Raw genomic sequence first — 18939 nt, 5'->3', positions numbered from 1 at the left:
CGGTGCGGTGGCGGGTGGTGCGACAACTGCACGGTGGCTCAACTTCTGAAGGATCCTGTCGAGCGGGCGCTTGCGTCTGCTGTTGCCGCCTTGTCGTTGTCGCGGGGGATGTTCTTCGCGGTCAGCGCTCTTTACTTCACGCGGGGCGTCGGGTTGTCGCCGGCCGCGATCGGCATCGGGCTCACCGTCGCGGGTGGGTTCGGGGTGGTGGCGTCGTACGTCGGTGGGCGGTTGAGTGATCGGTGGGGAGCGGATCGCCTGCAGCAGTGGGCGTTGGCGGGCAACGGGGTCTCGTTGCTGGCTTACGCGTTTGCCGGAGACCTCATCACATTCCTAGCCGTGGCCGTGTTCGTGTCGACTACCCGCGGGCTGCAGGGCACCGCGCAGATGACGATGCTCGCTCGCTGGTACGTCGGGCCGGAGCGGGTCGCTGTTCGGGCGAGGCTGCGGGTGGTGATGAATGTGCTGATGGGTGTCGGCACGTTGCTGGCGAGTTTGGCCCTGCTGGTCGACACGGCGACGGCGTACCGGGTCACGATCGTTGTGGTCGGCGTGCTCACGCTGCTCGGGGCGCTTCCGCTGATCGGTCTGCGGCGGAGGGTCGCCGGGCTTGCTGCGCGGATGGATGTCTCGGCCGCGTCCGGCGTACCGCGTGGGCCGTCGCCGATGCGCGACCGGACCTATGTGGCGTCGACGCTGTTGAACGCGGTGGTTGCGATTCACTTCGGGCTGACGTCGGTCGGGATTCCGTTGTGGGTGGCGGACCACACCGAGGCGCCGACGGTGGTCGTGTCGGCGTTGCTGCTGGTCAACACTGCGTATGTGGCGCTGTTCCAGATTCGCGCGTCGCGGGGGACGCAGAACGTTCGCACTGCTGGGCAATCCGTACGCCGGGCAGGGTTGCTCCTCTTGATCGCCTGCCTGCTGTTCGCCACAGCGGGCCAGCTCGGTGCTGTCGCGGCGACCGTCGTGTTGCTGCTTGGTGCGCTTGCCTCCTCCGCGGCGGAGACCAAGGGGGAAGCAGGCAGTTGGGGGATGGCGTTCGAGCTCGCCGATCCTGCGCGGGCTGGTGCGTACCAAGGTCTCAGTCAGACCGGGCATGCGCTGGCGTTGATGCTTGGGCCGGCGGTTGTCACCACGACGGCCGTTGATCAGGGCGTGGGTGGGTGGATCGGGCTCGGGGTGCTGTTCGCAGCCGCAGGTACTGCGACGGGTGTGGTCGCCAACCGCGCCGCTGTCAGCCCAGCAGGAAGAGCCAGAGTGCCCGCAGCGCCTACCAGCGCCTAGCGAATGCCGTAGTCGTGGATCTTTCGGTAGATGGTTGCGCGAGACATCCCCAGCGCCCGCGCCGCCTCGCGGCGGTTGCCGTTGTTGTCCAGGAGGCTGCGCAGGATCGCGTCTCGCTCCAAAGCCTCAAGCGGGCTGAGGCTTCGGCGGCTTACGGACTGGAGGTCGGTGGGGAGGTCGGTGAGGACTACCTGGCCGGTACGCCGCCGGTGGCGGACGATCTGGTTGAGGACTCGGTGGAGTTCGGCGGTGTTGCCGGGCCAGGCGGAGCGGAGGAGTTGGTGGAGGGCCTCGGGAGAGCAGCGGAGGTCGCCGCGGCTCAGTTGGCTCAGGAAGAAAGGGACCAGCTCGCGGATGTCGTCGGCGTGGTGGCGTAGGGGTGGGACCGGGACCGTCAGGGGGAAGAGCGGGAGTAGGTCTCCTAGGTCGGGGTCTGTGGTGGTTGTGGTGGTGAGGGTCAACGCGACCCACGGTGGGTCGGTTCGGCGGGATTCGAGGGCTGTGTAGAAGACCCCGACCAAGTCGTCCAGTTGGGGTGGAGTCAGGTGTTCGGTGTGGCGGATGACCAATGCTTGAACGTTTTCGTCCGAGAGTTCGGCCGCCACATCGGCTGGGGTGTCAGTGGCAGCGTCCAGTACGGCGAGGGCGCCGGCTGGGTTGTTCTGCTGGTGGGCGGCGCGGGCCAGCGCAGCCTTGCCGGTACCGGTTTCGCCGGTGAGGACGATCCACTGGCCGGCGCGGTAGGCGTTGTCGACGTCGCGGCAGCAGGCCAGCCAGGGGCCGCTGCGGCCGACCATGCCGGGGAGCTCGGGGCGTGGGGGTGGGCGGCTGGCGCGGACGGTCATGACGCCCAGGCCTGGAGCTAGGGGTGTGACCTGGAGGACGGCGGCGGTGGTGCGGACGCCTTCTGGGACAGGGCGGCAGGTGATGCGGACTCGGCTGCCGCTGGGGAGTTCCACCGCTACGGCGGTGCGGCCCGCAGACAGGAGATCGGTGCCGTGGGCGAGGATGGCGGCCTGGTCGCTGTTGTCGAGGTTGCGGCGGGCGTTGGTGTTCATCACCAGCAGGTCGCCCTCGAAGGCGAGCACCATGTCCGCCGTACGCCGTCCGGCCTGCAGGTACTGCTCGACGAGCTCCTGCTGGCGGGCCGAGCAGTCGCGCATCAGCGCGGCGCGGATCTGGTCGGCTGTGGTCTTCGCCAGCGCGATCAGCAGCGAGCCGGCGTCCTTGCGCCAGCAGGTCAGGTCGATCGCGCCGACGGTCTTGCCGGTGATCGGGTGCTTGATCGGTACGCCGGCGCAGGCCAGGTCCTCGAGGTCCTCGGCGTAGTGCTCGTGCCCGAACACGTGCATCGGGCCGCCGCGTTCGAGCGCCGTACCGATGCCGTTGGTGCCGGCGAACTGCTCCGAATAGCTGAAGCCCGGGGCGAGATGGACGCGGTCCAGGTGCCGGCTCAGGCCGGTGTCGGCGGTCAGGCGGCGCAGGACGAGACCGTCCCGCTCGGTCAGGATGACGCTGATCGGCTGGCCGTCGAGGTGCTCGTGCAGCCGTAGCAGGACCGGGTCGGCGCTGCGCGCGAGCGGCTGGTCGAGGTCGGGGTCAGAGACGTACGGGAGCTCGATCCGGTCCGCGGGCAGGTTGCGGCGGCGCGAACGGACCCAGGAGGCGAGGACCGGACGGCGGACGTCGCCGACCGGAAAGGCGTCGTAGGTCAGGAAACTGAGCCGGGCCTGCTCGGTCCGGCCGCTGTCTCCGGCAATGGTCTCCAGGTCCTCCATGACGGGGCCTCGCTTCGGGAACGGCACCGATCCCTCCAGCGTAGTCACGTCGGCGCCGATGGCTGTCTCAATTTGAGACAGCCACCGCGACGCCCAGGGTTTCTGATGGACAGATGGCCACCGACGAGAGCTACAACCCGTGGACGGTCGTCAACGCGGTCTTCCACCAGCTCGCCGACGCCGGGCTGCACCCGGTGCTCGGGACGGCCGGCGATCCGGGCGAGGCCGCGGCCGCGCTGCTGGTCGCGCTCGGTATCCGGCCCGCCGTACCGGGTGACTCCCGGAGTCTGCAGGACGCCGCCCCGGAGCTCGCCGAACTCCGGGACGCCGTCTTCGGCAAGGACTGAAACCCACCCGGCAAGCGGAGTCTCAATTTGAGACCTCCCGGCACTCGGCGGCTGCGATGTACTGCAGAAAGCAAGCAGGACGTGGCGCAGCCCACGTCGTACGGCCCCGTGGGGGTGGGGCCCGGCCAGAGGCCACAGCGAGCCACAGAGGAGTGCCATGAGTCGCCAAAGTGTGGCGAAGGCCCACCAGAAGATCCAGGAACTGTCCTGGGAGCCCGCCTACCACGAGCCCGTCTCCCAGTACGGGACCGACTACACGTTCCAGAAGGCGCAGAAGAAGGACCCGCTCAAGCAGGTGCTGCGCTCGTACTTCCCGATGCAGGAGGAGAAGGACCACCGGGTGTACGGCGCGTCCGACGGCGCCATCCGGGGCAACATGTTCCGCCAGGTGCAGGAGCGCTGGCTGGAGTGGCAGAAGCTGTTCCTGAGCATCATCCCGCTGCCCGAGATCTCGGCCGCGCGGGCGATGCCGCTGCTGTTCCGGACCGTCCCGAACCCGGAGCTGCACAACGGTCAGGCGATCCAGATGATCGACGAGGTCCGGCACTCGACGATCCAGCAGAACCTGAAGCGCCTGTACATGAACAACTACATCGACCCGGCGGGCTTCAACTCCAGCCTGCGCAACTTCCAGAGCGACTACTGCGGCACCATCGGCCGGCAGTTCGCGGAGGGCTTCATCACCGGTGACGCGATCACCGCGGCCAGCATCTACCTGACCATCGTGGCCGAGACCGCCTTCACCAACACGCTGTTCGTCGCGATGCCGGCCGAGGCCGCCGCGAACGGCGACTACCTGCTGCCGACGGTCTTCCACTCGGTCCAGTCCGACGAGTCGCGGCACATCAGCAACGGGTACGCCACGCTGCTGATGGCGCTGGCCGACGAGAACAACCACCAGCTGCTGGCCCGCGACCTGCGCTACGCGTGGTGGAACAACCACCGCGTCGTCGACGCCGCGATCGGCACGTTCATCGAGTACGGGACCAAGGACCGCCGCAAGGACCGTGAGTCGTACGCCGAGATGTGGCGGCGCTGGATCTACGACGACTACTACCGCAGCTACCTGGTGCCGCTGGAGAAGTACGGCCTGGAGATCCCGCACGACCTGATCGAGGAGTCCTGGAACCAGATCTGGAACAAGGGCTACGTGCACGAGGTCGCGCAGTTCTTCGCCACCGGCTGGCTGGCCAACTACTGGCGGATCGACCCGATGACCGACAAGGACTTCGAGTGGTTCGAGTTCAAGTACCCGGGCTGGTACGACCGGTACGGCAAGTGGTGGGAGAACTACAACCGGCTGGCCACGCCGAACGGGCACAACCCGATCGTCTTCGAGGACGTCGACTACGAGTACCCGCACCGCTGCTGGACCTGCATGGTGCCGTGCCTGGTCCGTGAGGACATGGTGATGGCCGAGGTCGACGGCCAGTGGCGCACGTACTGCCACGAGATGTGCAGGTGGACCGACGAGACCGCCTTCCGGCCGACGTACCAGGGCCGGCAGACGCCGAACATGGGGCAGCTGATCGGCCACCGCGAGTGGGAGACGCTGTACCACGGCTGGAACTGGGCCGACGTGGTGTCCGACATGGGCTTCGTCCGTGACGACGGCAAGACGATGGTCGCCCAGCCGCACCTCGACCTGAACCCCGACAAGATGTGGACGCTCGACCATCTGCGGCGCTGTCCCCCGCTGCAGAGCCCGAACGTGCTGCTGAACGAGATGACCGACGACCAGCGGACGGCCTTCGCGGCCCGTTACGTACGCGGCGGTCCCGCGGGCCGGGCCCCGGTCGACAACTGACGCACGACCCCTCCACCAGGGAGGGCGAGACCCCCGCTCGCCCTCCCCCAGGTCCGTTTCGCCGGCGCACGAGCAGCTGCGAGGAGCCGAGGAGCCATGGGCGACAAGCACGTCGTACGGTTCGAACCGGTCGGCATCGAGATCGAGGTCGACGAGAACCAGACCATCCTGCGGGCCGCGGCCGAGCAGGGCGTGATGCTGATGCACGGCTGCAAGGAAGGGCAGTGCTCGTCGTGCAAGTCGTTCGTGCTCGACGGTGACGACCTCGAGCTCGACCGGTACTCGACGTTCGCGCTGCCGGACTACGAGCTGTCCGAGGGCTACACGCTGCTGTGCCGGGCGCACGCCTACGAGGACCTCACCATCGAGCTGCTCAACTACGACGCGGACATGATCAGGTCCGGCCTGCCGATCCAGGAGGCCGTCGCCGAGGTGGTCGCGAACACCGCGGTCACCCACGACATGCGGCACCTGGTCCTGCGGCTGCTGGAACCCGGCGAGCTGAAGTACTTCCCGGGCCAGTACGTCGACATCACCGTCCCCGGGACGCGGGCCACCCGGTCGTTCTCGATGGCGAACACGTCCAGCCGCGAGGGCGGCCAGCTCGAGTTCGTGATCAAGATCTACCCGGGCGGGCTGTTCTCGTCGTACCTGGACGAGCGCGTCGCGGTCGGCGACCGGCTGGACCTGACCGGGCCGTTCGGGGTCTTCACCCTGCGCGACAACCCCGGCGCCCGGCTGGTGTTCCTCGGCGGCGGGGCGGGGATGGCCCCGATCCTGTCGCTGCTGCGGTCGATGGCCGAACGGGCGATCGACCGGCCGACGACCTTCTACTACGGCGCGCGCGGGCTGCGCGACCTGTGCTTCGACGAGGAGCTGCGGTCGCTGGCCGCGACCCTTCCCGACTTCCGCTACCTGCCGGCGCTGTCCGAACCGGCCGGTGACGACGAGTGGGACGGCGAGGTCGGCCTGATCACCGACGTCGTCGCCCGGTACGAGGACGACCTCGACGGGGCCGACGCCTACGTCTGCGGCCCGCCGCCGATGGTCGAGGCCGCGCTCCCCCTGCTGGAACGGCTGGGGGTCGCCCAGAAGCGCATCTTCTACGACAAGTTCACCACCACCGGCGACGCCGGTGATCCCGCGCTGGAGGAAGAAGCCAGATGACGACCACACAGGAATCCCCGCAGGCACGCAGCGTGCCGCAGCCGGTCTTCACCGACGCCGAGGCCGGCGCCAAGGTCTTCCCGGACTCGACGGCCCGCCGGTACAACTACTACACCCCGCAGAAGCGCAAGCAGAGCCACTACGAGGACGTCACGGTCGACGTCCAGCCGGACCCGCGGCACTACCTGACGCAGGGCTGGCTGTACGGCTTCGCGGACGGTCGCGGCGGCTACCCGCTGGAGTGGACCCAGCTGAAGGCGTGGGGCTCGGACCAGCCCTCACCGCAGCGCGGGCCGGGCACCGGCGGCATGATCGTGAAGGAGTGGCCGTCGACCGGCTGGCACGAGTTCCGCGATCCCAACGAAGAGTGGGAGATGACGCTCTACCGGTACAACTCCAACGTCGTCCGGCAGGTGACCCAGAACGTCGAGGCGGCCCGGCAGTCCAAGGCCTTCGAGCAGTGGAACCGGAACTGGATCCGCTTCGTCGAGCAGCACGTCGGCGCCTGGATGCACGTCGACCACGGCCTCGGGCTGTACCTGTTCGCGAACGCCAACCGGCGGGCGCCCACCAACATGCACAACAACGCGATCTCGGTGAACAGCATGCACCGGATCCGGGCCGCCCAAGATCTCGCTCTCTACAACCTGACGCTGAGCGAGGAGATCGAGGACTTCGACGGCAAGGCGCACCTGGAGACCTGGAACTCCGACCCGGCCTGGCAGGGAGTCCGCGAAGTGGCCGAGCAGCTGACCGGGATCGACGACTGGTGCGAGGCGATCTTCGCCGCCAACGTCGTGTTCGAGCCACTGGTCGGTGAGCTGTTCCGCAGCCAACTGGTCCAGCACGCGGCCCCCGGCAACGGCGACTTCGTGACGCCGACCGTGGTCGGCGCGGCCGAGTACGACTTCGCCGAGCGCGACCTGCGCTACACGAAGGCGATGTTCGAGCTGCTCACCAACGACAAGGAGTTCGCCGACCACAACAAGGCGCTCCTGCAGGACTGGCTGGCCACCTGGACCGAGCGGTCGATCAGCGCCGCCCGCAAGCTGCAGCCGCTGTGGTCGCAGCCGGACACCAAGCCGCCCCGATTCGAGGACGGGCTGGACCGGGTGAAGAGCCGCTTCAGCGGCATCGTCACCGGGTTGGGCCTCACCGAACCCAAGGAGCTGGGACTGTGAGCACCACCTTCACCACCGCAGAGAGCCCGTTCAAGTCCGACAACACCCCGTCCAATCGGTGCGGTTTCACGCTGATGAACAACCAGGTCGGCGCGGTGGTGGCCGAGGTGATGAGTGCCGAGGACAACGTCACCGTGACGCCGCTGCCGTCGATGATCCGGGTCGACGCGGTCGGCAAGATGGAGGTCGTCTACGACGAGATCTCCGAGGCGCTCGGCGAGGAGCAGGGCTTCTTCGACGCGGCCCAGTTCGAGGAGAACATGTCCACCCACTACGGGCGGATGATCCACCTCGACGACCGCACCATCATGTTCGCCAACCCCGAGGACGCCGCCGAGTACATCGGCTTCGACCTGACCACCCGCTGACCAGCTCAGGAGGGGAACCGTGTACGAGCACAACGGCGAGAAGTACTTCGTGGTCGACAGCCACATGCACATGTGGAAGGCCGGCCCGGACAACTGGGTGCCGGGTGCCGAGCAGTACGCCAAGGGATGGATCGAGTGCTTCCACGCGTACCAGTCGCTCGCCCCGAAGGAGACCCACTGGACCATCGAGAAGTTCATGAGCTACACCCACGACGACCTGATGAAGGACGTCTTCGAGGACGGCTACGTGGACGTCGCGATCTTCCAGCCGACGTACCTGAAGGAGTGGTACACGGAGGGTTTCAACACCACCGAGCAGAACGCCGACCTCGGCGAGAAGCACCCGGGGATGTTCGTGCTGAACACCCGGTTCGACCCACGCGACGGTGACGCCGGCCTGGAGGAGCTGGCGCGCAACGTCGAGCGGTACGGGTCGAAGGGTGTGAAGCTCTACACGGCCGAGTGGAACGCGGGGTCGCGCGGGTACAAGCTCACCGACCCGGCCGCGTACACGTACCTCGCCCGGGCCCAGGAGCTGGGGATCAAGAACATCCACGTCCACAAGGGCCCCACCATCTGGCCGCTGGACAAGGACGCGTTCGACGTCTCCGACATCGACCACGCCGCGACCGACTTCCCCGAGCTCAACTTCATCGTCGAGCACGTCGGCCTGCCGCGGATCGAGGACTTCTGCTTCATGGCCACCCAGGAGCCCAACGTGTACGCCGGGCTGTCAGTGGTGATCGGCGGCCTGATGGCGGCCCGTCCGCACTTCTTCAACAAGGTGATGGGCGAGCTGCTGTTCTGGGTCGGCGAGGACAAGATGACCTTCGGCAGCGACTACGGCATCTGGGAGCCGAAGTGGCAGATCGAGGGCTTCGTGGACTGGGACTTCCCGGACCTCCCGGAGTTCGCCGACTACCCGCGCCTCGGCGTCGAGGGCAAGAAGAAGATCCTCGGGCTGAACGCGGCCAAGCTGTACGACCTCAAGGTGCCCGACGAGCTGCAGCTGCGCGACGCCGAGCCGGCCGCGCAGGACGACGCGAAGCTGGTCACCCAGTAATGACGACGGCCACGCAGAGGTCCAGGGTGCTGAGCGCCCTGGACCTGGTCCGCGACCCCGAGCTGGACGAGCCGGTCACCACGCTCGGGTTCGTCGCGTCCTGCCACGTGTCCGCGGCCGGTGACGTGGTCGTCCGGCTCCGGCTGCCGACGTACTTCTGCGCGCCGAACTTCGCCTTCCTGATGGTCGCCGACGCGTACGACGTACTGGCCGCGCTGCCCGAGGTCCGGACCGTCGACGTGGCGCTCGAGGACCACTTCGCCGCCGACCAGATCAACGCCGGCGTCGCCGCGCGGGCCGGGTTCGTGGCGGCGTTCGACGGCGAGGCGGCGGCGGAGCTGGACGAGCTGCGCCGGGTCTTCGTGACCAAGGCGATGCTGGCCGGCACCGACCAGGTCTGCCGGCCGCTGGTTGCCGCAGGCACCGATCCGGCGGACCTGTCCCGGTTGACGCTCGGCGATGTCCCGCCGTCCGCCGACCTGGACAGGTTGCGCCGCCGCCGCGCCGAGCTCGGGCTGGCCAGCGACGACGGCGCGGCACTGCTCGTCGACCCCGGCACCGGTACGCCGGTGGCCGCGGCCGGCGTACCGAGGCACCTGGGCCTGGCCCGGCTCACCCGGACCGGGATCGAGGCCAACACCGGGATCTGCAGGGGAATGCTCCAGCACCGGTACGCCGGGGCCGGAGCGGGTGAGGAGGGACCAGGATGAGAGCTGTCCGGCTGCACGGCTACCACCAGCAACCAGTGGTCGAGGACGTCCCGGAGCCGAAGATCAGCGGCCCGCTGGACGTGATCGTCAAGATCGGCGGTGCCGGCGTCTGCCGGACCGACCTGCACATCATCGAGGGCCAGTGGGCCGACGCGATGAATCCCACGCTCCCGTACACGATCGGGCACGAGAACGCCGGCTGGGTGCACGAGATCGGCAGCGCGGTGACCAACGTCAAGGTGGGCGACACCGTCATCCTGCACCCGACGCCGACCTGCGGCCTGTGCCAGGCGTGCCGGGCCGGCAACGACATGCACTGCGTGCTGAGCACCTTCCCCGGGCTGGACAGCGACGGCGGGATGGCCGAGTACCTGCTCACCTCCGCGCGGGCCTGCGTCAAGCTCGATCCGGAGACCCAGCCGAAGGACGTCGCGGCGCTCGCCGACGCCGGCATCACGGCGTACCACGCGGTGCGCAAGGCGATCCCCCGGCTCGTCCCCGGTACGACGTGCGTGCTGATCGGGGCCGGCGGCCTCGGGCACATCGGCATCCAGTGCCTGGCCGCGCTGACTGCGACCAGGATCGTCGTGGTCGACCGCAACCCGGACGCGCTGAAGCTCGCCGAGCAGCTCGGCGCCGACAAGACTGTCGTTGCCGATGGCAATCAGGTGGAGGCGGTCAAGGAGCTGACCGGCGGCGCCGGGGCGCACGTCGTCCTGGACTTCGTCGCCGAGCAGGGCGCCGAGCAGGACGGCTTCGCGATGACCGCGGCCGGCGGCTCGTACTTCGTGATCGGGTACGGCGGCGAGCTGCGGGTGCCGACGCTGGACATCATCTCGACCGAGCGCAACGTGATCGGCAACATCGTCGGCACCTACAACGACCTGGCCGAGCTGATGGCCCTCGCCCAGGCCGGCAAGGTCACCCTGCACACCAGGACCTACCCGTTGGAGGCGGCCGCCGAGGCGGTCGCGGATCTCGATGCCGGCCGGGTGCGGGGGCGGGCGATCCTCGTCCCGTAGCGCACTCCGGCAGACCGTTCGCCCGGACCGGGCACGTACTGAGGAGCAAACGATGGCCAAGGAACTGCGGTTCGGTGCCCAGGCGCGCGAGCTGATGCTGGCGGGGGTGGACCAGCTCTCGGAGGCGGTCAGCTCCACGCTCGGGCCGAAGGGACGCAACGTCGTGCTGGAGAAGATCACCGGCTCCCCGGTGGTCACCAACGACGGCGTCACGATCGCCCGCGAGATCCACCTCAAGGACCAGTTCGAGAACATGGGCGCCCAGCTGGTCAAGGAAGCCGCGATCAAGACCAACGACATCGTCGGCGACGGCACCACCACCGCGACCGTGCTGGCGCACGCGATCGTCCGCGAGGGGATGGCCGCGATCGGCTCCGGCGGCAACCCGGTGCTGGTCAAGCGCGGTATCGACATCGCGGTGGCCCGGCTGGTCGAGCGGCTGCGGCAGGTCGCGCACCCGGTCGCCACCGAGCAGGACCTCGGCCGCGTCGCGGCGATCTCGGCCAACGACGACGACGCGGTCGGCGCGGTGATCGCCAAGGCGCTGCACTCGGTCGGCGACGGCGGCATCGTCACCGTCGAGGAGTCGGCGGTGCACGGGATCCGGGTCGACTTCGTCGAGGGGTTCGAGTTCGACAACGGGTACCTGTCGCCGTACATGGTGACGGACCCGGGCAGTCTGCAGGCCGTGATCGACGACCCGTACCTGCTGCTGTGCAGCGAGAAGATCAGCAAGGTGCAGGAGCTGATGCCGCTGCTGGAGAAGGTGATGCGCGACCCGAAGCCGCTCGTCATCATCGCGGAGAACCTCGAAGGTACGGCGCTCAGCATGCTCGTGCACAACCACGTCAACGGGCACTTCCAGTGCGTCGGCGTGCGGGCGCCGGGCTTCGGTGACCGGCGGCTGCACAAGCTGGAGGACATCGCGGCGATCACCGGTGGCGCCGTCCTGAGCCGGCACTCGGGCTTCACGCTGGAGACGATGGGCGTCGACAAGCTCGGCCGGGCCGACCAGGTCCGGGTCACCGCCGACCGGACGGCGATCGTCGCTTCGCCGGGGCACGAGAAGGACGTCGAGTTCCGGCTCGCGCAGCTGCGGGCCGAGCTGGAGCGGGCGACCTTCGGGGTCGACGAGGACGTGCTGACCGAGCGGATCGGGGCGCTGTCCGGCAAGGTCGCGGTGATCTCGGTCGGCGCGCCGACACCCGCCGAGCTGAAGGAGCTGCAGCACCGGGTCGAGGACGCGCTCTCGGCGACCCGCGCGGCGATGGCCGAGGGCATCGTGGCCGGCGGCGGCGTGGCGATCCTGCACGCGGCGTCGGCGCTGGACGACCTGGAGGTGAAGGACGACTACAAGACCGGCGTCGAGATCGTCCGCCGGGCGCTGCGCGAACCGGCGTACCTGATCGCGACGAACGCCGGCTACAACGGCGACGAGATCCTGGCCCAGATCGACCAGCTCGGCCCCGACGACGGCTTCGACGCGCTCGACGGGCGCTACGGCAACATGCTCGAGATGGGCATCGTCGATCCGCTGCGCGTGGCCCGCTCGGCGCTGCAGAACGGCGCGTCGGTGGCCGGGTTGCTGCTCACGACCAACGCGATGATCGCCGAGGAACAGACACCGTGGGGCGGTAGCGCGGCGCTGATGACGGAGTTCGGCCCGCTGGACGAGGGACTGCATCAGCCGTCGCCGGACTCCAGTACGCCGCAGTCGCTGGGCCTGGGGCCGTCGGTGGGTTAGCGGGGAACGATTCCGGTCCGGCCCTGCCAGGAGCCGTGCTCCGACAGCGGCCGGAATCGGAGTGTTGCGAACTCGTGGTGGAAGTCGCGGCGGCGGCGTTCCTTCATCGCGACGGCGTGCCGCGCCGGGTCGGGGACCTCGCTGTGCCCGTGGACCATGGCTTCCATCTCCTGGACCGAACGCCAGACGGAGAACGTGGAGATCGTTCGGGGTGGGCGCATCGCGGCCAGTGCGAGGGTGGTCGCCGGGTCGTCGCGGACCAGGCGTTCTACGGGCTTGCCCCACTTGAGGAATCTGGGGACCTCGGGGAGGCGCATGCGGGCGAGGGTGACGGCGACGACCGGCTCGGTCTGATCCCATTCGCCGGCTCGGGCCGGGAGGTCGGGGAGGGCTGCCAGGCGGGACCAGCGGCGGAGGTACTGCAGGCGGACGTGCCAGGCCGCCGCGAGCTGCCGGCCAAGAGGATCGTCGGCGAGGAACGCCTCCAGCGCGGCCTCGTCCTCCCAGCGGGCGAACATCGCCATCCGGCGGAGCTGCATGCGCGCCGGGGAGATCGTCGGCGCGCCGAGCCGCATCAGCGCCAGGCACTCGGCGTACCGGAGGCCGGGGGCCGACGGCGGCTTCCACAGGGCGCGCGCCGTGGTTGCCGGGCGGAGCTCGGCGAGGTGGAAGGTGAAGATCGTCATCGTCGGGACACTGTCGCACGAGGAGGAGATCAACCGATCGGCTGACGGATCGCGAGCTCGATGGGCGATGTGAGGCAGAGGTGCTCTGGCCGAAGCTCGGGGTATGACAACAGTGGTCGAGGTGAAACAGCTGCGGAAGTCGTACGGCGGCCGCGAGGTCGTCGGCGGTCTGTCGTTCGGGGTCGAGGAAGGCGAGATCTTCGGGATCCTCGGGCCGAACGGCGCCGGGAAGACGACGACGGTGGAGTGTGTGGAGGGGTTGCGCGTCCCGGACGGTGGCCAGGTGCGGGTGGCCGGGCTGGATCCGGTCGCGGATCGGGCCGGCGTACGGCAGGTGCTCGGGGCGCAGCTCCAGGAGAGCGAGTTGCAGGCCAAGCTCACGGTCCGGGAGGCGCTGGAGCTGTACGCCGCGTTCTACCCGCGGCCGGCTGACTGGGGCAAGCTCGCCGAGCGGCTCGGGCTGGTCGAGCACCTGGACAAGCGGTTCGGGACGCTGAGCGGCGGGCAGAAGCAGCGGCTCTTCATCGCGCTGGCGCTGGTCGGGAACCCGCGGGTGGTGGTGCTCGACGAGCTGACCACCGGACTCGATCCCCGGGCCCGGCGCGACACCTGGGAGATCGTCGAGGACGTCCGCCGGCAAGGGGTGACCGTCCTGCTGGTCACGCACTTCATGGAGGAAGCGCAGCGCCTGTGCGACCGCGTGGCCGTGATCGACAAGGGCAGGATCACCGCGCTGGACACCCCGCGCGGCCTGATCAGCCGGGCGACCGGCGCGACCGTCATCTCGTTCACGCCGTCCGAGCCGCTCGCGACCCCGGAGCTGGCGGCGTTGCCCGCGGTGGTGACGGTCGAGGAGAAGGACGGCCGGATCACCCTCAAGGGCGACGACGACACCGTGACGGCGCTGCTGTCGCTGCTGGCCCGCCGGCGGATCACCGCCCGGCAGCTCCGGGTCACCGACGCGACCCTCGACGATGCCTTCCTCGACCTGACAGGAGCAGCGAAATGAGTGCGACGACGGCGGTCTTCAAGGCCGAGGCGCGGTTGTTCCGGCGCGAGCCGGGGGTGCTGTTCTGGGTGATCGGGTTCCCACCGCTGCTGCTGGTGATCCTGGGCTCGATCCCGTCGTTCCGCGACGGCAGCGGCGGGTTCCGGCTGATCGACGTCTACGTGCCGATCCTGGTGCTGGTGGCGCTGGTCGTGGCGGGGTTGCAGACGATGCCGCCGGTGCTGACCGGGTACCGCGAGCGCGGGATCCTGCGCCGGATGTCGGCGACGCCTGTACGCCCGGCGGCGTTGCTGGCCGCACAGATGGGGCTCAACGGCGCCGCGGCCGTGGTGTCGGCCCTGTTGTGCCTGGCGATCGGGAGAGTCGCGTTCGACGTACCGCTGCCGCAGCAGGCTTTCGGATACGTGCTCGCACTCCTCCTCACGGCGGCCGCCGCCCTAGCGCTCGGCGCGCTGGTTTCGGCGTTGGCCCGTACGGCGAAGATCGCGAGCGCGATCGGGTCCGTGGTGTTCTTCCCCAGCCTGTTCTGCGCCGGCCTCTGGATCCCGGTGCGGTCGATGCCGGACCTGATGGCGCACATCGTGCGGCTGACGCCGTTCGGCGCGGCGGCGAGTGCGCTCGACCAGGCGTCGACCGGGCACTGGCCGGACTGGTCGCACCTCGGGGTCCTCGCGGCCTGGGCGGTCGTGCTGACCGCCGTGGCGGCGCGCTGGTTCCGGTGGGAGTAGGAGACTGAGCAGGTGGACACCGAGATCGAGCGCCGGCAGGAGATGTTCCGCAAGTGGCTGCCGTACGGGCTGCTGGTGGTCGGCACCTTCCTGGCGGTCGCGACCGCTGGGCTGATCACGCCGAGCAACGACCTGCAGGTCGCCGCCGCGGTCCTGGTGGTCGCCGCGCTGGCGCTCGAGATCTGGTGGACGCGGACCGAGCGGGTCCGGCCCGGGCCGCACTGGCTGTCGGCGACGTACTACGCCGTCCGGCTGGCGATCGGGTTCGCGCTCACGCTGCTGAACGGCTTCTTCGCCTTCTACGCCGTCGCCGGCTACTTCGACACCAACGAGCAGATCGCCGACCGGCGCTGGCGGCGGATCGCGCTGTTCGGCTGCTCGATCCCGGTCGCCGCCGCCCAGACCAGCGGGATCCCGGTCGGCGACACGATGCGGTGGGTGGTGTTCGGCGGTCTCCTGGTCGCCAACAACGTGCTGCTGACCACCGTGATCCACTTCTCCGAGCAGGAGGACGAGCGGTCCCGGGCCCGGGCCGCGACGATCGTCGAGCTCGAGAAGGCCCAGGCCGAGAACGCCGCGCTGCAGGCGCAGCTCCTGGTCCAGGCCCGGGAGGCCGGCGTCGCCGACGAGCGCCGCCGGCTGGCAGCGGAGATCCACGACACGATCGCGCAGGGTCTGACCGGTATCGTCGCCCAGCTGCAGGTGGTCGCGAACATCACCGACGACCCGGCCGTCCGGGAGCGCGTCACCCGTGCGACCGACCTGGCCCGGCACAGCCTCAGCGAGGCCCGGCGCTCGGTGCAGAACCTGGCCCCACTGGAGCTGTCCTCCGACGACCTGCCGGAGGCGATGCGCAAGACCGTCGACCAGTGGGCCGAGCGCACCGCCGTACGGGCGGACTTCACGCTCGCCGGTACGGCGCAGCCGCTGCACCAGGAGGTCTCGGCGACGCTGCTCCGGATCACCCAGGAGGCGCTGGCGAACGTCGCCAAGCACGCCGCCGCCGAGCGCGTCGGCGTGACCCTGAGCTTCATCGACGACGAGGTGACCGTGGACATCCGCGACGACGGCAAGGGCTTCGACCCGCTGGCCCGCCCGGCCCGCAGCAGCACCGGCGGGTTCGGCCTGGACGGGATGCGGGCGCGGGCCGAGCGGATCGCCGGTTCGCTCACCGTCGAGTCCGAGCCAGGAGCCGGTACGGCGCTGTCGGCCCGCGTACCGTTGGTGCCCCATGGCTGACATCTCGCTCCTCCTCGTCGACGACCACCCCGTCGTCCGCAACGGCCTCCGCGGCCTGTTCGAGTCGGTCCCCGGTTTCACCGTGCTGGCCGAGGCGTCCGACGGCGTCGAGGCGGTCGCGCTGGCGACCGAGCTCGACCCGGACGTGATCCTGATGGACCTGCGGATGCCCGGCGGCAGCGGGCTGGACGCGATCACCGAGCTGACCCGGCGCGGTGCCCGGGCGAAGATCCTGGTCCTCACCACCTGGGACTCCGACACCGACACGCTGCCCGCGATCGAGGCCGGTGCGACGGGCTACCTGCTCAAGGACGCGCCGGCGACCGACCTGTTCACCGGCGTACGGGAGGCTGCGGCCGGGCGGACGGTCCTGTCCCCTGCCGTCGCGTCGCGCCTGGTCTCAGCAGTCCGTACGCCGGCCGCCAGCCCGCTCGCCGCGCGCGAGCGCGAGGTGCTCGCACTGGTTGCCAAGGGCACCTCGAACCGGGAGATCGCCCGCGAGCTGTTCATCAGCGAGGCGACGGTGAAGACGCATCTGAGCCACCTGTTCACCAAGCTCGGCGTCACCGACCGGGCCGCGGCCGTTGCCAAGGGCTACGAACAGGGCATCCTCGGCCGGGACTGACCTCAGCGGTCCGGGAAGCAGGCGGCGACGGCGAGCTCGTCGACGAAGTCGTTCATCTCGTGGCCGGAGTGGCCCTTGACCCACTGGAACGCGATGTCGCCGCGCTCGGTGAACAGCTCGACGAGCGGCTCCCACAGGTCGCGGTTGGCGACCGGCTTCAGCGCCGAGGTCAGCCAGCCGCGCTGCAGCCAGCCCGCGTGCCACCGGTCGCGGAAGCAGTTCACCACGTACGTCGAGTCGGACACGACCAGCAGCGGGCCCTCGTTCGCCCGGACCGCTTCGAGGGCGGCCCGGATCTCCATCCGCTGGTTCGTCGAGGCGGCCTCGTGGCCGGCGGCGAACTCGGTCTTGGACAGCGCCCAGGCCCAGCCGCCCGGACCGGGGTTGACCGAGCAGGCGCCGTCGGTGAAGACGCTCCGGGCGCCGGCGGGGACGGTCATGTCGGCCGGGCGCGGCCGGCGTACGCGGGTTGTCGCCATGGGACCGAAACCTACAAGGAGCTCAGCACCGCGAGCAGGATCGACACCACACTCGCGGTGACGATCAGCCCGACCAGGGCGAGCAGCACACCGAGGCCCTTCCGCTTCACCTGGCTGTGTCCGATGCTGCCCTCGGACGCGAACTGGTGGTACGGCGACGCGTAGAACACCGGTACGCCCTGCCCCGGCAGCACGGTGAACTCGAGCGCGGCCCGGCCGAACTCCCGCATCCACTGCGAGTGGATGTCGACGCGCAGCGGCCCGGCGTACACGGGGATGTCGTTGCGGCCGTACTTCACCCGCACCGGGTAGCCGTTCAGGCGCACGGTCGGCGGGGTGAAGGTGCCGGTCATGGCGCTGCCCTGCAGGGTCAGGTGCAGCATCCCCATCGGCGGCTGCGGCTGGTAGGGCGGCTGCTGGTAGCTCATGCTGCCCAACGATAGGGCTCAGAAGATCTCCAGACTCACCGGACCGAGCGGCCAGCCGAACGCGGCCGTCGCGGCGGCCAGCGCGCCCGGAGTGTTCTCGGTGACGCGCCCGGTCGTGGCGAACTCGGCGAGGCCACGCCCGCCCAGGTACGCCGCCGACAGCTCGTTGATCGACAGCGCCAGGTCGGCGGCGGCGTCGGTGCGTTCGCAGGTCGCCTTCTCGGCGTCGCCGGTCAGGCGGAAGCGGCCGTTGTTCGCCTCCATCAGGTCGTCGGTCACCTCGATCACCACGTCGGTGGCGACGGCGTACCGGCGCTGGGCGAGCGCACGGGGTACGTCGGTGATCCGGATCCACAGCGTCTCCGACAGCCGCCGGCCCAGTGCGACCGGGTTGCTGACCAGCTGCAGCAACGGCTCGTCGACCGCGGCGTGGCCGTACTCCAGCTTGGCGGCCAGGTCGAGCGTCAGCAGGTGCAGCCAGAGCGCGTGGTACGCCGTGGGGTCGAGCGCGGCCAGCTCCTGCACCGACACCTCGTACGCCGGTCCGGTGGGTCCCCAGTTCATCTTGCCGCGCCACAGCACGTACCCGTCGACGGCGCCGGACTCGTCGCGGTGCACGAGGATCTGCCGCGCGGTGCTGCCGCCACGGTGCGCCGGGTCGTCCTGCAGGTGCTGGCGCCAGACCTGCTCGGACCGGCCGGACACCCCCGGACGGGTGGCCTGCAGCGCTTGCAGCAGCGGTGCCAGCAGCGCCGGTGCGTCCTCGGCGGACACCTCCTCGATGCGGCCGGAGTCGCTGGGCAGCGGGCGCGGCTTGACCGACCGCAAGTCGACCTCGTACGACACGCCGAACGCCGCCGCGGCGTACCCGAACCGCCCGTAGATGCCCGCCTCGCTGGCCCAGAGCACCGCCAGCGCCTCCGGTGCCTCACGCAGCTGCCGGCTCATCATCCCGGCGAGGATCCCCCGCCGCCGGTGCGTCGCCCGCACCCCGACCGCCGTCACGTGCGCCGCCGGAACCACCGCTCCGGGGACCGACAGGTCACGGCTCATCGCCTTCGCCGTCCCGACCAGCTGGTCGCCGTCGACCGCGACCAGCGCCCGCTCCGGCTCGAACAGCTCCCGGTCCAGGTCGGTCGGGGTCGCCTCGAACATCATCGCCGCGGCGAACAGTCCCAGGAACTGGTCGTGCTCGTCCGCCGTCGCCGCCCGCAGTACGTACTCGGAGTTCGCCATACGGCATCGTCACACGCCCGGACACCCGCCTGCAC

At 69.8% G+C, this 18939-nt stretch carries 19 protein-coding genes; 14 read left to right on the top strand and 5 right to left on the bottom strand.

The annotated features are described in order from the left end of the window. Positions 1-33: 33 nt before the first annotated feature. A complete protein-coding gene (locus ACZ6Z4_RS08145; protein ID WP_465559670.1) occupies positions 34-1287 on the top strand; it encodes an MFS transporter in 1254 nt (417 codons plus the stop codon). Here the strand turns inward: ACZ6Z4_RS08145 and ACZ6Z4_RS08140 are convergent. Further along, entirely contained in the window at positions 1284-3065 is a 1782-nt protein-coding gene (locus tag ACZ6Z4_RS08140; protein ID WP_465559667.1) for a sigma-54-dependent Fis family transcriptional regulator, read from the bottom strand. The two genes, ACZ6Z4_RS08145 and ACZ6Z4_RS08140, sit on opposite strands and share 4 nt — an antisense overlap. 113 nt (positions 3066-3178) lie before the next feature. Between ACZ6Z4_RS08140 and ACZ6Z4_RS08135 the strand changes: the two genes are divergently transcribed. The 9 genes from ACZ6Z4_RS08135 (at position 3179) to groL (ending at position 12474) form a co-directional block, all read left to right on the top strand. Beyond that, positions 3179-3412 carry a hypothetical protein gene (locus ACZ6Z4_RS08135; protein ID WP_465559664.1) on the top strand — a complete coding sequence of 78 codons (234 nt, stop codon included), beginning with the start codon at positions 3179-3181 and terminating at the stop codon, positions 3410-3412. 157 nt (positions 3413-3569) lie between these two features. Then, positions 3570-5219: a ferritin family protein gene (locus ACZ6Z4_RS08130; RefSeq protein ID WP_465559661.1), complete on the top strand. Its 1650-nt coding sequence runs from the start codon at positions 3570-3572 to the stop codon at positions 5217-5219. 96 nt (positions 5220-5315) lie between these two features. Beyond that, positions 5316-6386, top strand: a complete 1071-nt coding sequence (locus tag ACZ6Z4_RS08125; RefSeq protein ID WP_465559657.1) for an FAD-binding oxidoreductase — start codon at positions 5316-5318, stop codon at positions 6384-6386. Continuing rightward, on the top strand, positions 6383-7567 hold the full coding sequence (locus ACZ6Z4_RS08120) for a ferritin family protein (RefSeq protein WP_465559653.1): 1185 nt from the start codon (positions 6383-6385) through the stop codon (positions 7565-7567). Before ACZ6Z4_RS08125 ends, ACZ6Z4_RS08120 begins: the two co-directional genes overlap by 4 nt. Then, positions 7564-7935, top strand: coding sequence for a propane 2-monooxygenase effector subunit MimD (gene mimD / locus ACZ6Z4_RS08115; protein ID WP_363672869.1), 372 nt, complete (start codon positions 7564-7566; stop codon positions 7933-7935). The genes ACZ6Z4_RS08120 and mimD overlap by 4 nt, the downstream gene beginning before the upstream one ends. A 19-nt stretch (positions 7936-7954) precedes the next feature. Further along, positions 7955-8998, top strand: coding sequence for an amidohydrolase family protein (locus tag ACZ6Z4_RS08110; protein WP_465559648.1), 1044 nt, complete (start codon positions 7955-7957; stop codon positions 8996-8998). A 26-nt stretch (positions 8999-9024) separates the two neighbouring features. Next, positions 9025-9708, top strand: coding sequence for an iron-sulfur cluster assembly protein (locus ACZ6Z4_RS08105; RefSeq protein WP_465559644.1), 684 nt, complete (start codon positions 9025-9027; stop codon positions 9706-9708). Then, positions 9705-10730, top strand: coding sequence for an NAD(P)-dependent alcohol dehydrogenase (locus tag ACZ6Z4_RS08100; protein WP_465559641.1), 1026 nt, complete (start codon positions 9705-9707; stop codon positions 10728-10730). The genes ACZ6Z4_RS08105 and ACZ6Z4_RS08100 overlap by 4 nt, the downstream gene beginning before the upstream one ends. A 52-nt stretch (positions 10731-10782) precedes the next feature. Next, positions 10783-12474: a chaperonin GroEL gene (groL, locus tag ACZ6Z4_RS08095; protein WP_465559638.1), complete on the top strand. Its 1692-nt coding sequence runs from the start codon at positions 10783-10785 to the stop codon at positions 12472-12474. Here the strand turns inward: groL and ACZ6Z4_RS08090 are convergent. Beyond that, positions 12471-13160: a hypothetical protein gene (locus tag ACZ6Z4_RS08090; protein WP_465559635.1), complete on the bottom strand. Its 690-nt coding sequence runs from the start codon at positions 13158-13160 to the stop codon at positions 12471-12473. The genes groL and ACZ6Z4_RS08090 overlap by 4 nt on opposite strands. A gap of 103 nt (positions 13161-13263) precedes the next feature. Between ACZ6Z4_RS08090 and ACZ6Z4_RS08085 the strand changes: the two genes are divergently transcribed. The 4 genes from ACZ6Z4_RS08085 to ACZ6Z4_RS08070 are packed head-to-tail and all read left to right on the top strand — an operon-like array spanning position 13264 to position 16761. Then, positions 13264-14169, top strand: coding sequence for an ABC transporter ATP-binding protein (locus tag ACZ6Z4_RS08085; RefSeq protein WP_465559630.1), 906 nt, complete (start codon positions 13264-13266; stop codon positions 14167-14169). Continuing rightward, a complete protein-coding gene (locus tag ACZ6Z4_RS08080; RefSeq protein WP_465559625.1) occupies positions 14166-14897 on the top strand; it encodes an ABC transporter permease in 732 nt (243 codons plus the stop codon). The genes ACZ6Z4_RS08085 and ACZ6Z4_RS08080 overlap by 4 nt, the downstream gene beginning before the upstream one ends. 12 nt (positions 14898-14909) lie before the next feature. Further along, positions 14910-16136 carry a sensor histidine kinase gene (locus tag ACZ6Z4_RS08075; RefSeq protein WP_465559622.1) on the top strand — a complete coding sequence of 409 codons (1227 nt, stop codon included), beginning with the start codon at positions 14910-14912 and terminating at the stop codon, positions 16134-16136. Continuing rightward, entirely contained in the window at positions 16129-16761 is a 633-nt protein-coding gene (locus ACZ6Z4_RS08070) for a response regulator transcription factor (RefSeq protein WP_363672886.1), read from the top strand. The genes ACZ6Z4_RS08075 and ACZ6Z4_RS08070 overlap by 8 nt, the downstream gene beginning before the upstream one ends. Before the next feature lie 2 nt (positions 16762-16763). On the opposite strand, the gene ACZ6Z4_RS08065 is transcribed toward ACZ6Z4_RS08070, so the two are convergent. From ACZ6Z4_RS08065 to ACZ6Z4_RS08055, 3 genes are read right to left on the bottom strand one after another with little or no spacing between them, the layout of a single operon-like run. Then, the gene (locus tag ACZ6Z4_RS08065; protein WP_465559617.1) at positions 16764-17240 is read right to left on the bottom strand and encodes a ribonuclease H family protein; all 477 of its coding nucleotides are present in this window, start codon (positions 17238-17240) and stop codon (positions 16764-16766) included. Positions 17241-17251: 11 nt separating this feature from the next. Next, a complete protein-coding gene (locus ACZ6Z4_RS08060; protein ID WP_465559614.1) occupies positions 17252-17668 on the bottom strand; it encodes a hypothetical protein in 417 nt (138 codons plus the stop codon). 18 nt (positions 17669-17686) lie between these two features. Next, entirely contained in the window at positions 17687-18904 is a 1218-nt protein-coding gene (locus ACZ6Z4_RS08055) for a GNAT family N-acetyltransferase (protein ID WP_465559611.1), read from the bottom strand. Between the last annotated feature and the right edge of the window lie 35 nt (positions 18905-18939).

Source organism: Kribbella sp. NPDC104740 (assembly GCF_055583505.1).
This window is presented reverse-complemented; position numbering and strand designations above follow the sequence as displayed.